Below are 16,199 nucleotides of genomic sequence, written 5' to 3' on the forward strand. Positions count from 1 at the left end.
CACTCTCTCCATATTTTCTCTTATGAGCCGCAATCTATTCCTATCATTCAACAGGCATCGCTATGCTTGTCAATCTTTGATCAGCAGGACACTCGTCTTTATGAGTGTGCTACTCTTTTCTTTCCAGGTAAAAGCACAATCATTAACCCCAGGTACGATTACTACTCCCAGTCAAACCATTGCCACTGGTAGTGAGTCTCCCAGGCTTATCGCAACAGATGCGACGGGTGGAAATGGGACCATTACCTATCAATGGGAAAGTTCTCCGGAAGGGATTACCTGGAGTCCTATCCGTGGGGCAAACGCCTTAACCTATCCGCCCCCAGGCCTTACAACAGTTACTACCCACTACCATATTATATACACGAGCGGCGGTGCTACTGTCACCAGTAATGCAGTCACCATTTCCGTTAGTGCTGCAGTGACGCCTGGGACGGTAACCCCTGCCAGCCAAAGCATCGCGGTTGGTAGTACGGCAGCTTCATTGACCTCCACTGCTCCCAGTGGAGGTAATGGTACTATTAATTGCCAGTGGCAAAGTTCCACAGGTGGTGCAACGATGACCAATATTAGTGGGGCAAATAGTTTAACCTACAGCTTTCCAATCCATACTCCAACGGTCACCACTTCTTACCAGGCTGTTTATAATAGCAATGGTGTTACTGCAACCAGTAATGTAGTGACTGTGACTGTTACGGGTACTGCACTCACGGCCGGAACAGTGACTCCTTCCAGCCAGACTATCGCAAGCGGTAGTAAAGCAGATACGCTCAAGTCCGGTTCGGCACATGGAGGTAATAGTAACTACACTTACCAATGGCAAAGTTCCGTTAATGGGGCAGTAATGTCGGATATTAGTGGACAAACCGGCTTAACGTTAGGTTTTGCCCAAGGTAAACCTGCAGTAACCACTTCCTATCAGCTAGAGGCTTTTAGTAACGGGCTAACGGCCATCAGCAATGTAGTTACGATAACTGTTTCGGCTCCTCCTTTGGTTGCCGGGGTAATTACTCCTGCAAGTTTCAATATTTTAGCAGGAAGCAGTCCGGGTACCTTAAGCGCAAGTCTCCCTACAGGCGGCAATGGCGCGTATACATATAAATGGCGCACTTCGCCGGATGGCTCCTCGTGGGTGAATGTGCTCACAGGCGGCGATAGCTTAAAGTATAAGGTACCTAATCTCCAGACAACTACCTATTACCAGTTGCAGGTAACCAGCAATGGCGCTATCGCTTATAGCAATACAGCAGTGGTAAACATAGGTGCGTGTGCTACATTTGCGACAGCTCCCAGTGCAGATCAGAATTATATCCTTACTACAATTCCTAAAATACCAGGTTATGTGCCTGGCACATTATATACCTCCTGCGATGTAAAAGAAACAGTAGATTATCTTGATGGTTTAGGCCGGCCATTACAAACGGTGCAAATCAAAGCTTCACCTTTATTAAATGATATCGTACAGTCACATGTATACGATGGTTATGGGCGCGAAGCAGTTAAATATCTTCCTTATGCAGAACAGGGAGGCACAGGTACATATAGATCTGCTGCCCTGACCACACAGGGGCAATATTACAGCAGTTCCACTTGGGACCCTGCAGTGGTGCAAACTACAGCTCCCTACAGCCAAACGTTATTTGAGGCTTCTCCTTTAAACCGGGTGTTGCAACAAGGATCTCCTGGTATGCTCTGGCAGCCGGCAACTTCACGAAGCACCACTACAGGAAGAACTATCCTGGAAGATTATAGCACCAACAATATGGATGACGTTCCAACTGTTACAGGTTTAGAAGTTGTAATGTGGAATGCAGTAGCGGTAAGCGGTTCTACTTATAAAAAAACGTTGGCAAGCAATGGTTATTATGCGGCCGGCCAGCTTACCGTGAAAGTTATTAAAGACGAGAATTGGGTAAATGACTATTCCAGTAAAAGCGGGACTTCCGAAGATTATACAGATAAGGAAGGGCGTTTAATATTGAGGCGTACCTTTAATGGTCCTTTTAACGGGGTTTCTGTGCAAAGCACCTATTATGTATATGATGATTTGGGGAATCTAAGTTTTGTGATCCCTCCAGCCCTTAACCAGAGAATGATGTTGTCCGTCTCTCAAAGTTATCTGGATCTATATTGCTACCAGTACCGTTATGACGACCGCAACAGGCTGGTTGAGAAGAAAATACCGGGTAAAGGTTGGGATTATATAGTGTATAATCAGTTAGATCAGCCGGTGCTGAACCAGGATTCAGTACAGCGCATCAACGGACAATGGACTTTCACGAAATACGATGTTTTGGGCAGGAATATTATCACCGGACTTGTTGGAAATACGTCAAGCCGCAGTGTTCTGGAAACAGCGTTAAATGCAGAGAGCAACTTCTGGGAAACTCCCCAGGCTACCCCAACTGGCTATACGAGCGTGGCGTACCCGCAATGGGAAAATATTCATGCTTACTTTTCTATCCAGTATTACGATGATTACAACTTTCCGGGGGCAACAGCTTATCCTTATACATCAACCAGCATCAGTACTACCGGCCTTTTAACCGGGACTAGTACCAATGTATTGGGCACAAGTGATATGCTAACGAGTGTAAATTATTATGATAATAAAGGCAGGTTGTCAAAAGTATACAAACAGCATTACCAGTCTGGAGCGGTCAATGCTGGCAATTATGATGAGATTACTTACAGCTACAATTTTGAAAATATGGATTCTACCATGACACGGATCCACCACAATGTAGCCGGCTCATCTACCACCATTGCCAACCGTTATGTCTATGACCAGGTAGACCGTAAGCTAAGCACATACGAAAAAATCAATACAGATCCAGAAGTCTTATTGGTTGCAAATAGTTACAACGAGATCGGACAACTGAAAGCTAAAACTTTGCACAATGGATTACAGAGTACCGCCTACACCTACAATGAACGTGGCTGGCTACGCAACAGTACATCCCCTCAGTTTAGCTTTCAATTGCACTACCAGGATGACAGTATTCCGCAGTACAATGGTAATATCTCTGGGCAGGTCTGGGGAGCGGGTACGAGTCTAGGAAGTAAATTTGTCTATGCGTATGATCAGCAGAACAGACTTGTAAGTGGGGTAGGAACCGGAATGAGCGAGGTGATCCAATATGACAATTATCAGGGAAATATCCTTGCACTGACCCGGGATGGCGTAAAGAGAAGCAGTACGTATACAGGGAACCAATTAATTTCTAGTACCGGTACAAGCACTTACCAGTATGACGGAAATGGGAATACAACCTTTGATGGCAGGATGGCATTGACGTATACTTACAACCTGTTAAATCTGCCCATTGGAGTGACTGGCTCGGGAATTACTGATGTCTTTATTTATGATGCAACAGGTAACAAGCTAAGAAAGACATATACTAGTAATAATGGATCAGTGGTCACTGATTATGTTGATGGGATCCAGTACACCAATGGAGCGATTGAGTTCATCCAGACGGAAGCAGGATTGGCCAGAAACAATAGTACCAGTTACAGCTACGAGTATAACCTGACTGACCATTTGGGAAATGTGCGTTATACGTTTCACCAGAGTCCTATTACAGGACTTGCAGATCGCCTGCAGAGTGATGATTATTATCCTTATGGTTTGCGTAAATCTTCAGGAACTCCTGTATCTTTAACCAACAGATATTTGTACAATGGAAAGGAAATACAGGATGAATTAACAACTTATGATTACGGAGCGAGGTTTTATGATCCGGTGATAGGTAGGTGGAATACGGTGGATCCATTGGCTGAAATGTATGATGATCAATCGCCTTATAATTACGGCCTGAATAATCCAATAAAATTTACCGATCCTGATGGGATGGGTGTAGATAATCAGCAAGAAGATCCTGGAAAGCAATTAAAACAAGTTAATATTAAGGCTAAACGAAAGTCAAATATTGCGATTCCTTTAACAGAGCCCCTATCTCTACCTAAAATTGGTATTCCCGAATTTCCTTTACCAAATCCAGTGTTTATATTTGTTGGTCTGCTATTAAGGCCAAGTAATTTGGGTGATCCATCAAGCGATCATGTTACTCAGAAACCTATTGTTTACACAAAGAAAACTCCCGCTGATATTTTAAACGATGCTATATTTGAGAATGAAACTGGTAATGGTCATAAGCAATATAAAAAAGATGGAGGGATGAAGCAAGCGGACCAAGATTTTGATGACACAGTTGTTCCTGGCACTGAAAGAACAATACCGGGTGGTCGAATGGGCAAAAGTAGTGATGGTATGGATATTAACGTTAGAGATCACAGTAGTTCGAATAGAGTTAAAGGGGGGTATAGTGGTGATCCAACTTATGAGTCTAAAAATCCAAATACCGGTGTAAAAGACAAAGTTAGATACCCGCCAAAATAAAATTACTGAATAATGGATATATATGACGAATGGGAGTTAATAGAATCTCCCTTAACAGAATTCTATTTATATAAATTAAATGACGGATTTGACGGTCTTAAAATTATTTTAAAAGAGTTAGGAACTTCTAATAAAAAGCTAGAAATTTTTTATTCTAATTTTTTAGGGTATAGAGTAACTGATGAATCTTTTCGTCTGAAAACTTTATATGAGAATACTACTCTTGGTTCATTTAATAAGACAAATTCTTCTGAATTTATGAGTTGGTTTATTGAAGAAAGTAGAGGCATTTCTGAAAATGAGTCTATGATTCATTATAGTATTCTCTCATCAAATAAAATACTCGATGTCATTAGTGATCAAGTGCCTACAGTTAAGTGGTTATAAACAAGAAAGCCAGGAATGATGTTACCCTAAAAGATTGGACAAAGTTAACTTCAAAAATAAGGTTGAAAGAGCCCGGTCTTTTACCGGGCTCTTTGCATTTAGTTATTGTTTAGTGAATAATTTGGCTGGAAAATTAGGCGATTAAGATATGCTTAAAACTCCTTTCAAGTAATATATTTTCAATTTCATAACTTCAAAATAGCTTTTCAAAGAAGATATATTTAAATAAAATAGTGTTTTAGAAGTCTATAAAATTGCGCTACTCGACTATAATCGAAAGACTCCACGTGCTACTTTGGTGAATAATTTATATTTTATTTTAGATATTCGTCACTTTAAGAAATGTATTTAATGCCTAATGTTTGATCGCTCTTAGAAGATTTATTTCCTATCAAATAATCAAACTATTTTCTAATCAAATTTCTGATTAAATATTAAAATAATTTTGTAGAATAATATTTTTGTTATTTATGGTAAATTAATAATCTTAAAATATTTACTATAATAGTTATTTGTTTTATATTTACTCGAATTAACATTTGAAGTAAAAATTACGTCTCTAAATAACTGTAATAGTAAAATAAATTATATAAATAATTTACTATTCTGTCCATAAGTGCGGTTTTTAATTTGTAATGCCGTATTCTAAAAGTCAACTAAACCATTTGTTTTTGTGAAACTGAATATTGATTTCTTATGGGAATAATATGCTTTAGATATTTTGTGCTTGATGGTGTTTATTTAAATAATTAATAGTCAATGTTTTAATGTTAAATTATTATGAGGAGAATTTTTACTTTATTATTTGTTTTAGTATCAATAAATCTGTCGGCACGGCAAAAAAAATCATTTGTTGTCGGAGGTGACTGGAGTAAATCTCACCCGGTTAAATTTTTAGATAATGGCTGGTTGCAAAACATGGCTACTCAATTACAGATAGGACGCTCATTTATGCATCACGATTGCAACTGATGGGATCTGACACCGCAAAATTTAGAATTCACAACTGGTAATCATCCAATCTAAAAACAAATAATCAGATGCATTTGAAAAGAATATCCCTGTTACTACTGTCAGTTCTTATTTTTCACTACGGTTCTTATTCACAAAACACCTATCCCTTTCCCTCAACAGGTAACGTGGGTATAGGTACCACAACACCAAAAGCACTGTTGGATGTGAATGGTCAAACCAATACTAAAGTTCTTGGTTTATTCGAAAATACCAATTTGATCGGTTATTTCGGACGTGCGGGGTCTATTACTGCTGGTTTGAGCAGCACTCCTAATGTTTTAGCACTTACCTACATGCAAAGGGATTTTGCTATAGCTGGCTGGGTAAAACCGATGCCTCCTGGCATGGTATTTCATTTTATATCAATTCTGATAACGGCTATGTTGGTATTGGAACAACAAACCCCCAGCAGATGCTTTCCGTTAAAGGAAGTATTCTGGCACAGTCAATTACTGTTACAAACGCAACAGCTAGCTGGCCGGATTATGTATTTAATCCTTCATATAAGTTGCAGTCCTTAGAAAATCTAGAACACTATCTTTTACTGAATAAACATTTGCCTGATATGCCTTCTGCAAAGGAAATAGAAACTAAGGGACAAAACTTAGGTGAAATCAATTCGAAATTGCTGAAAAATGTGGAAGAGCTTACCTTATATCTGATAGAAAAGGATAAGCAATTGAAGGAAGAAATTAATCGAAATAAAATTCAGGAATCACAACTCATATCTCAGCAAAAAGCTATCGACCTGATCCTTGAAAAAGTCAAAAGGCTTGAAAAACAAGACCATTAGAGAAAATAAAAAATTACTTATCAGATTGGCAGTTCAAAGCTGACCAATACACACCACATAACCACTGAATTAATGCTTATTATCAAAAAACCAACAGTAAAATACAAAAAAATTAAATATCAATTACTTACTCTATCTGTACTTATTTTTAGTGGTATTTCAAATGTTAGTGGACAAACGAGTGCTCCACCTCCTATAATAGGTGTTGGAACGGAACTTATTGGTCCATCGCCAGATGCCATGGCTTTTGCCAAATATGGAATCATTCCCGTTAGCCTTTATACCGGAGTTCCCGATATCTCAATTGATCTTGGAGTAGTGGAAGGAAAGGAAATCTCCGTTCCGATTAGTTTAAGTTATCATAACAATGGCTTAAAATCATATGAAAAGGCTTCGTCTGTTGGACTTGGCTGGTCATTAAACGGGGGAGGTGTCATTACCAGAATCATAAGAGATAAAATTGATCAACTTACACCCACACAATATAAATACGATCAGAATATTAATAATTACAGCGCATCAGAGAATGTTAATCTGGATGCTGTTCAGGATTTTATGGAAGGAGCAATGGATAGAGGGACATATGATACAGAGCCTGATATTTATGTTTATAATTTTGGTAAATACAGTGGTAGCTTTCTTTTTTTTAACAACAAAATATATCAGTTTCCTTATCGGAAACTAAAAATCTCAGGTACGCTTTCAGGGCCATTTACAATTACTACTGAGGATGGGGCTGTATACACCTTTGCTAATATAGAAACTACCCAGCCTAAAAATAGTTCAACCAGTTCATATTCTATACCTCAATATGTTTCTTCCTGGTATTTGAGTACTATACAGCCGGCCGATAAAAAGGAAACAATTAACTTTAGTTATAGCAGTCCGACAGCCATTATCATGCACGGAGCTTCTTCTCAAACTTACTTGTTAAATAATATAGGATCCAATAACATATTATACCCTAAAACATCCTCTCTGCCATCCACTGTTACTGCTATACATTTAACCGGCATTTCTACATCAAAAATGTCCGTTTCATTTTCTCAGCAGTCAATTGCAAGGACAGATATTGATGGGACAGATTATGCCCTGGATGCTGTCTCTTTTAACAACAGCGACGGTCTGTCCTTAAAAAATTTCAAATTTAACTACGGTTATTTTAACGCGGGTAATCGGCTTGCGTCCCCGCTTAAATTAACAAGTGTTATTGAAGACTATAATAACACTAATAAAACCCATTCCTTTCAATACAATGAAACCGGAAATTTTGTGGTTCTGCAGGATGCCGTTGACCATTGGGGATACGTGAATAATTCGGGAAGCCCTTCAATTATTATCCCGAATTCTGTACTTCCAAATGGTGGTGCTAACCGTGAGCCCAATGATGCATACTCATCTATGGGTATGTTAACAAAAATCACTTATCCTACCGGAGGTGAAACAAGGTTTACCTACGAGCCAAATGTTTATTTTAACGGTAAGAATTATGTCAGAACTTTAGCTACGTCCGGAGGAAGTTTAATCAGACCAAATGCATCCGATAATACACAGTTAACGAACTACTATACGCTTAACATTCCTTATCAACAGGATGTTACGGTTTCTTATGCCCGTACGCCAAAAGAAGCAACAAGTACTGATCCTAATGCTCCAAATGGCCCTAATGCATTTACTAAAGATGTGGCGCCTGAAATTGAGATCGTTCCTGTAGATGGCACGCCAGGTGTAGCCCATAATTTCAGTGTAAGTACCAATGCAGGCAACCCTGGTACTGTTCAAACTGTAAACCTGCTGCCCGGGGCATACATGGTAAATGTAATTTGTGATTCAAAGGAATTAAATGTACTTGGCCTGGTTAACTATTATGAGCAGTCAACTGTTCCTGTTGAAGGTGCAAAAGGCCCTGGATTAAGAATTAAATCTATTGCGAGTTATGCCAATAATCCTACCCAAACTACACCGGTCCTGACCAAAGAATATCGATATACAGATGATTCAGGGTTTTCAACAGGGAATTTGATAAAAGGTGTAGACTACGGGGGCAATTATTATTACACCATTACCACAATACATAACGGTACGCAGGATTTAAATACCTATCAGGTATATAATTCTTCCATACACAGCACTTTATCTGACCTCCTTGATCAGGAAATGTATTACAAGCAGGTGTATGAAAAACAAACTTCGCCAACAGACACACTTCAAAGTAGCAGTAAGTTTACTTCATATTTGAACTCATACGATTACATGAGGACTGGTGTCAAACTAAGTGAAAAAGTAAATTATAAGAAAAGCAGCACCGGGTATTCTCCTGTTAGCAGGGAACAATACAATTATGGACTCCAAGTGGATACTTTATTGATGGGGGTAAAACCTTATCAGGTTGGACAGGTAAATATTGATCCTGGCGCTGCAGGCCCAACAAGACAAAAAACGTATGGATGGCAATGGTACTCTATATATCCTTCGGGCTGGCAATATGATATTTCAAAAATAGAAACAACTTACACCAATCTTGATTCCCTTTCCCTTCATACTTACTACAACAATGACTTTGCAAAGACGCATAACCTTTTATCTGTGAATCAGGAAACATCTAAAGGTTATAGCCAAATCATCAAGTATAAATATCCTGAAAGTTATGGTTCAGGAGTAATGCAACCCCTGATTGATCAGCATGTACTCTCTCCTGTAATTGAGCAGCAAAAGTGGATCAAAAGATCTGCAACAGATTCGTCTTTGACATCAGGTACCATCACTGAATATGACAATACTCTTTTCAAACCCAAAAATCAATATCTGTTGGAGGTAACTGGCTCTTCAGTCTCGCCGGATGGAGAGTTGAAGAATGCTGATGGTTCTTATGCATCCTTACTCAGTGATTCAAGATATAAAAATGAAATGAGTTACACTTATGACACAACAACAGGAAATTTGGTTTCTCAGGATAAGCTGGGGCGTACTGATTTTAAGCAGGTAAACTATTTGTGGGGTTACAGTAATAATTATCCTATAGCCAAATGCCTGAACGGTGCCACCGGTGATTTCTTTTATTCAAGTTTTGAAGATGGAGGTGGAAGTGTAATCACTGGTGCTGCTCATACAGGTACTCAATACATTAACGGAGATTATAACCTGAGCTTTTCGGTGCCGAATACAGCTAAATCTTACCAGTATAGTTACTGGTATCTCCAGAATGGAAGCTGGAATTTTTCTGGTGAATTAAGTTATACCGGCCCTGTAACTTTAAGTTTAGGTGATGGGATTGATGATGTGAGGGTATATCCTTCTGATAGTCAGATGACGACTTACACTTATTTACCTGGTGTAGGTATAACCAGTATGACAGATACAAAGAGTCAGACATCTTACTATGAATATGATAATTCTAAACGTTTAAAAACCGTGAAAGATAAAAACGGGAGTATCGTAAAGAGCTACGAGTATCACAATGCAGGCCAGTCAACTGGCACGGCTGTGCAATAAATCAATTAAAATCATTCTAGCAAATAAATTCATTTTATGAATATCATCAATTCATTAACGGTAAGATTAGTATGCTGTTTTCTGTGTCTTCAATTATTCCATTCAAATATAGCCAAAGCTCAGGCGGACACCCTTTCGACACCAACAACTGGAGAATATAGTTCTAACATAAGTATTTTACTTCTACCCGGTTTTAGCACGAGTGGTCCCTTTCATGCGTTTATTACAAGTTCATTAACAGTACCGCTGGCATCTTTACCAAGCCAGGATCAAAATTATATTAGGGTTAAAATTTATAAAGTTGCCAGTCCATCAGAAATTGTCAACCCTTTGGTTAGCCAGCAGAGTGAAACAATCCAATATTTTGATGGATTGGGCCGTCAGCTGCAAACTGTTCAAACGAAAGGAAGCCCTTTAGGTCATGATATTGTGCAGCCATTTGTATATGATCCCCTGGGACGTGAAGCAGTTAAGTATTTGCCTTATGCGGAGCAAATTGGAAATGGTGCGTATAAGTCTGCAGCAATTAGTACGCAGGCAAAGTTTTATAGCACTTCGGGCTGGGATTTATCGGTAGCCCGGACAACAGCCCCCTATAGCCAGACTATATTTGAAGCCTCCCAGCTAAACCAAATTGTAGAACAGGGGGCTCCGGGAACAGTATGGCAGCCAGCAAGCCTCCGTTCCACTATCGGAGGCAGAACAATTTTGTCTGATATGGAAACAAATGATGCTTCCATTGATTATGCAGTTGGTTTTGGCGTGAAAATGTGGTCGGCGGTTCCCGTTACAGGAGCCGAATATAAGAATAGACTTAGTTATCTAGGATCATATGCTGACGGTCAGCTTTATTTGAAGATCACTAAAGATGAGAACTGGAATGGTACAGCAGGAAGTAAGTTCGGAACTACAGAAGAATACTCAGATAAAGAAGGGCATATAGTGCTGAAACGTACGTTTTTTGGCCAAAATAACGGAGTGAATGGATTGTCAACGTATTACGTTTATGACGACCTGGGTAATCTTAGCTTTGTTCTTCCTCCAGGGGCGTCACCTGATGGTACGGCTGTAAATCAGACTTATCTTGATCAGTTTTGTTACCAGTATCGCTATGATGGAAAGCACCGGCTGATTGAAAAGAAAATCCCGGGAAAAGGCTGGGAATATACAGTGTATAATAAGTTGGATCAGCCCGTGTTAACCCAGGATTCTGTACAGCGTAATAATGCACAGTGGATGTTTAGTAAATATGATGCTTTAGGCCGCGTAGTCTTGAATGGTTTATATTCCAGTGCTGTTGCACGTACTGCAATGGAAGCTACTGTAAATGCACAATCTGTGCTTTGGGAAAGCCGTCAGGCAACTGGTAATGGTTATACCAACGTAGCTTTCCCTCAATCGTCGGTCAGCTTATATTTGGGAATTCAATACTATGATGATTATAACTTTCCCGGAGCCGCAACTTATAGTTATCCTGCAGGTAGTCTTTTAACAAGAGGTCTGCTTACAGGAAGCCAGGCAAATATACTCGGTACAAGTAATATGCTGCTCAATGTTAATTATTATGATGATAAAGGCGAGTTATTAAAAATATACAAACAACATTATCAGTCTGGAGCTATTGATGCCGGTAATTATGATGAAGTTAGTAACAGCTACACTTTTGAAGGTATATTGTCGGCAACTACGCGTTTGCATCATAATTCGAATAGTGGGAATACAACTATTGCCAATCGATATGATTATGACCACGTAAACAGAAAGCTGAGGAGCTATGAACAGATCAATAGTGACGCTGAAGTACTGCTCATTGAAAATAGCTATAATGAGATTGGTCAGCTAAAAGGAAAAGCGCTCAATGGAGGTTTACAAAATACCAATTACGCTTACAATGAACGTGGTTGGCTAAAAAACAGTACTTCTTCAGAATTTAGTTTTCAACTGAATTATCAGGACGGAACTACGCCGCAATATAATGGAAATATTTCCGGACAAATGTGGGGGGCGGGAAGTGTATTGGCCAATAGCTTTAATTACAGTTACAATGAGATCAACATGCTGCTAAGCGGAACGAGTTCAGGAATGAGTGAGATCGTAACCTACGACAGGATGGGGAATATTCAAACCTTAAACCGTGACGGCGTATTAAATAGCTATATCTATATGGGTAACCAGCTAACGAGCACCACCAATACCGGGACTTATCAATATGATGGAAATGGAAATACTATTTTGGATGGGAGACTGGGTCAGTCAATAGTTTATAATACGTTAAACTTACCTGCTGCAGTAGCCGGATTGAACTTATCTTATCTATATGATTCCGAAGGCGATAAACTGAGAAAAACCGTTGGAACAAATATCACTGATTATGTTAGCGGGATTCAATATACGAATGGTGTGATAGAGACCATCCAGACAGAAGCAGGGCTAGCCAGGAAGAACGGAGCGAATTATAGTTACGAATACAATTTAACGGATCACCTAGGGAACGTAAGATATACTTTTCATAAGAGCCCGATTAACGGTTTGGTAGAGCGGTTACAGAATGACGATTATTATCCATTTGGTTTGCGGAAATCAGGAAGTCCCGTATCTTTAACTAATAAGTATTTGTACAATGGAAAGGAGTTGCAGGATGAGTTAGGACAGTATGATTACGGGGCAAGGTTCTATGATCCTATTATTGCAAGGTGGAATGTGGTAGATCCGTTGGCTGAAAAACATCCTGGCTTGGCACCATACAATTATGTTTTAAATAATCCAATGTCATACATTGATCCTTTGGGACTAGATACTATAAAAGTTACAGATAATACAACCACTGTTAGACCTATGGTTGATAGTTTTACTTCTGATGATGGTACTGTTCATTTAAGTGCAATGGAGGCGGCCGTTGTTGTGCAAGGAAAGGGAACTGTTGATGATGAAACATCTTCTACAGCAAGCCCTGAAGAGAATTCAAAGATTGACTGGAGGGGTGTTGGTGAAGCTAGTATGTCAATGGCAGGTGGATCTGCAGAAATATTAACTTCACTTGGTGGTGAATGGTTCTCTGGAGGTTTAGCTACTCCTGTGGCATTTGCCTTAGGAGCCGATGGCGTGACTAGAACAGGATTAGCTGGGGCCAAATTACTTGCCGCATTTCATGGTAATGTACATGCCCGCAGTATGCCAGGAAATATTGGTGGATTAATAGGAAGTGGAATAGATAACCTCAGAGGTAATAAAAATGGTAAAGGACAACAAATTGGTGGATTACTTAATGATGCTATTAGTGTAATTTTAAATGGAGGAATTGGTGGAACAGTTGCCACAATGATTGATAATAAAGTACCTACTGCCACTAAAGCTTTAGTTGGAGTTGCCCAAATGAGCACTTATAATGATGTATTAGTAAATGGAAATGTATATGATAGAAAAAAACAAAATTAATTTGATTGTTAATAATAAAGGAGATCTTTTTTATAAAAAATGGAAGCGGGACTCAAATTTTGGGGTGTATGTATTTGCCCCTATAATTATTGTTTTTTATCTGCTTTGTACCGCTGGTACTTTTGGTCTTTCTAATAATTTAATTTTTATTTCAATATTTCCTGTAGGACTTCTTGCAACCGGATTAATTTACGTTCCTGTGTTTTCCAGGAGAAAATATATGAATTATCTTATAAAGGAAGTGGATATTTCTGAAAATATTGTCTCAATAGAAACTTATAAATGGTTTAATCATAGTGAGATTTCTTTGTCATTTAATAAAATAGATATGGTAGAAACTAAAGATGAGTCGTTTTTTAGTGATTATAAGGTTTTTCTGCTAAAAGGTGTAAGCTTAGGAAATGACAGATTCTTTTTGATAAGTGATTTTTTTGACGAAAATATTGAAGAAGAATTAAGAAAATTTAATAATTCAATTATTATTTATTAAATAATAATTTTAAATACTCTCTATTGATACCTAAATACTTGATAGATGTTAAATTAATAATAATTTGATATTCAATAGATTAGTAGATTATTTTGTATTTAAGATTTGAATCTTGCGTTGAATAATTTCAATTTTTAATGCGAATTGAACTTAGATTTGACTCCTTAAATCTAAGTTCAATTCGCATTAAAATCTATTTCTGATGTTTAAAGTTTTCATTTTTATTATCGGAATTAGTCTCTGTTAGCTTTTCTTTTTTAATAAAATAAGCAATTGTTATTTCAATAACTATATTGACTCCTAAAATGTAAGCAAGGAACTTTGCTGGAAGATCGAAAGCGGGTACCAGCGGAAGGCAAAGTAACACAAGTATCCTGAATATTTTAAATATATAAATAAGGTTAATCTTTTTGTTTATCATATGCAATAATAGGAATTATTAGAGTAAATAAAGTAGGTATCAAGCACTGAAAATTAGCCAGTAAACTCCTTAATCATATGCAAAAAAAATTACTACTAATGTATTCATGCCCACTTACCGGCTCCGTCCCATTGATGAAGTTAAAGCATATATAGATCAAAATCATCGCTCACCTGATATGCCATCTGAAGAACAAGTATTAAAACAGGTATTGACTTAGGTGAGATGAATGCTAAACTTCTTAAAAAAATTGAAGAGTTGACTCTATATCTGATTGAAAAGGATAAGCAGCTAACTAGTATTCAAGCCGAAATTGAAATTCTCAAACAATAGCAAAAAGTAGATATAACAGATAAATAAAGTATATTCTGAGGAAACTTTATAAAGCCCCATTGATAACGCAGCTATTCCAAATTCTACACTAATCTTGCAGGAGATCTTGCCGACCGATAAATTTACTTTTATGTTTAAAATCGCCGTTTTAAATGCGTTACTGTCTCTACTATTGGCATTTATTTGTTTTCTCATTTGTTTCTTATGAGGTTGGGCTGATACAGGAAATCATAATGGTGAAATTTGAGCGTTATACAGCGTTTTTATCATTATTAATTTAGTTGTTAATTATCTGGTCATTATGCCTGGTAAAAAATATTCTCCCCGAGGGATAATATATATATGTCTTTATTTATTTTCCTTATTTATTTGTTTTGTATGTTTATGCAATACTAAATTACCTGCTTGGATATAAATAGCTTAGATGGATCCCATCAAAGATATTTTGCTAAAACGTAATGACGATCTTACTCTTAATTATTAAATAAAACATTCTCAAATAAAAATTTATACTCCATTATGATGATCACCAACTTTATTTCAAAAATCACCTTGTTTTCAGGACTTATCTTTGGAAGCTTTTATGCCTCTGGACAATCAAAAATTATAACTACTGGTGAAAATCCGATTAGCACAACTGATCCTTATGCAGCTGATATAGTCATAGGAAGTGATTTAGGCGTAAGGCATAATTCGAGTATCATGATGTGGTCTGGTGGTAGTGCGTCACGCCTTTCGAATGCGGGCGATATATTCTCTTTTTCTGTTTGGAATACTACTATCCCCAATGTGGCGTTAGGCGCAACTGTTGGGGCAACTAGTTATTTTAAGGGAAATGTTGGAATTGGTACGGACGCAGCTGAATTTCCCTTAACGGTATATGGTGTTGCTAATTTTTATCCACACATGACAGGCGGAGTTGATATTCGATCCCTATCAATTAATTATGCGCCTATTAACGCTAGCTTTATTAATAATGACTATCCAATAGTATTAACTACCGGAGGTGGAAATCAACCCATGATTTTAGATGCACCAAGAGTTGGTATTGGAACTACAACTCCAGATGCGAAGCTTTCGGTAAATGGTACTATTCATAGTAAAGAAGTAAAAATTGACTTAACCGGTTGGGCTGATTATGTGTTTAATCCAACTTTCCAGCTTCGTCCTATCAATGAGGTTGAGTCATATATTGATCAAAATCATCATTTACCGGATATGCCTGCAGAGAAAGAAGTAATTCAGAATGGGGTTAACCTTGGCGATATGGTGAAATTGCAAACCAAAAAAATTGAGGAACTAACCCTGTATTTGATAGAACAACAGAAGCAGATTGATAGACTTAAAAAAGTTCTGGAAAATAGAACCGTTAACAAGTGAAATCCGCAACAATAGCCGGAGGTGAAATTTCTATCATTCTGGCATTATCGTT

8 protein-coding genes are annotated in these 16,199 nt (G+C 38.0%); all 8 read left to right on the top strand.

Going from position 1 to position 16,199, the window contains the following annotated elements:
* The first annotated feature begins 22 nt into the window (after positions 1 to 22).
* The 8 genes from GSQ84_RS26130 to GSQ84_RS26165 all read left to right on the top strand — a co-directional run bounded on the left by GSQ84_RS26130 (position 23) and on the right by GSQ84_RS26165 (position 16,147).
* Positions 23 to 4,402, top strand: a complete 4,380-nt coding sequence (locus GSQ84_RS26130) for a DUF6443 domain-containing protein (RefSeq protein WP_158800302.1) — start codon at positions 23 to 25, stop codon at positions 4,400 to 4,402.
* 12 nt (positions 4,403 to 4,414) lie between these two features.
* Positions 4,415 to 4,789, top strand: a complete 375-nt coding sequence (locus tag GSQ84_RS26135) for a hypothetical protein (protein WP_158800303.1) — start codon at positions 4,415 to 4,417, stop codon at positions 4,787 to 4,789.
* A 1,046-nt stretch (positions 4,790 to 5,835) separates the two neighbouring features.
* Entirely contained in the window at positions 5,836 to 6,324 is a 489-nt protein-coding gene (locus GSQ84_RS26140; RefSeq protein WP_158800304.1) for a hypothetical protein, read from the top strand.
* Positions 6,325 to 6,368: 44 nt separating this feature from the next.
* On the top strand, positions 6,369 to 6,596 hold the full coding sequence (locus GSQ84_RS26145; protein ID WP_158800305.1) for a hypothetical protein: 228 nt from the start codon (positions 6,369 to 6,371) through the stop codon (positions 6,594 to 6,596).
* A gap of 72 nt (positions 6,597 to 6,668) precedes the next feature.
* A complete protein-coding gene (locus GSQ84_RS26150) occupies positions 6,669 to 10,088 on the top strand; it encodes a hypothetical protein (RefSeq protein WP_158800306.1) in 3,420 nt (1,139 codons plus the stop codon).
* A gap of 36 nt (positions 10,089 to 10,124) precedes the next feature.
* Positions 10,125 to 13,523: a DUF6443 domain-containing protein gene (locus GSQ84_RS26155; RefSeq protein WP_158800307.1), complete on the top strand. Its 3,399-nt coding sequence runs from the start codon at positions 10,125 to 10,127 to the stop codon at positions 13,521 to 13,523.
* Positions 13,501 to 14,013 (top strand): hypothetical protein, encoded by a 513-nt coding sequence (locus tag GSQ84_RS26160; protein WP_158800308.1) that lies wholly within the window; start codon positions 13,501 to 13,503, stop codon positions 14,011 to 14,013. Before GSQ84_RS26155 ends, GSQ84_RS26160 begins: the two co-directional genes overlap by 23 nt.
* Positions 14,014 to 15,286: 1,273 nt before the next feature.
* The gene (locus GSQ84_RS26165) at positions 15,287 to 16,147 is read left to right on the top strand and encodes a hypothetical protein (protein WP_158800309.1); all 861 of its coding nucleotides are present in this window, start codon (positions 15,287 to 15,289) and stop codon (positions 16,145 to 16,147) included.
* The last annotated feature ends 52 nt before the right edge of the window (positions 16,148 to 16,199 follow it).

Origin of the sequence: Pedobacter sp. L105, assembly GCF_009765875.1 — a bacterium.
Classification (GTDB): domain Bacteria; phylum Bacteroidota; class Bacteroidia; order Sphingobacteriales; family Sphingobacteriaceae; genus Pedobacter.